The organism is Blautia faecis (assembly GCF_027662325.1).
Classification (GTDB): domain Bacteria; phylum Bacillota; class Clostridia; order Lachnospirales; family Lachnospiraceae; genus Blautia_A; species Blautia_A faecis.
This window is the reverse complement of record NZ_JAQDKY010000117.1, coordinates 1-307: the sequence shown is the minus strand read 5'-3', so window position 1 is coordinate 307 and position 307 is coordinate 1. Positions and strand designations below refer to the sequence as shown.

The 307-nt window shown below is 43.0% G+C and carries 1 protein-coding gene; it reads right to left on the bottom strand.

The features are described from left to right. Nucleotides 1-307 (bottom strand): ParA family protein (locus PGQ38_RS19410; protein WP_416386769.1); only part of this gene is annotated, 307 nt, incomplete at both ends.

The window sequence follows — 307 nt, the reverse complement described above, 5'->3', positions numbered from 1 at the left end:
CCTCCTGTGTTAAGTTCTTATATGCCTCTGCAACCTTTCCTTTTGGACAGTGCATATAGATGCTTTTTCCCTCTGCACTGGTCTCAGCAGCTTTTACAGACATCGGAATTACATTTTCAAATACCTCGATCTGACTTCCGTATGTTGTATGTACTCTTGATGCAATGTCCCTTGCGTAATTGGTTCTGAAATCTACCATGGTCAGGAGAATGCCCTCAATCGCCAGTTTCCGGTTCAGTCTTTTCTTTACTGTAAGAATGGTCTTGATCAACTGTTGAAGTCCTTTAACAGGCAGATATGCGGCCTG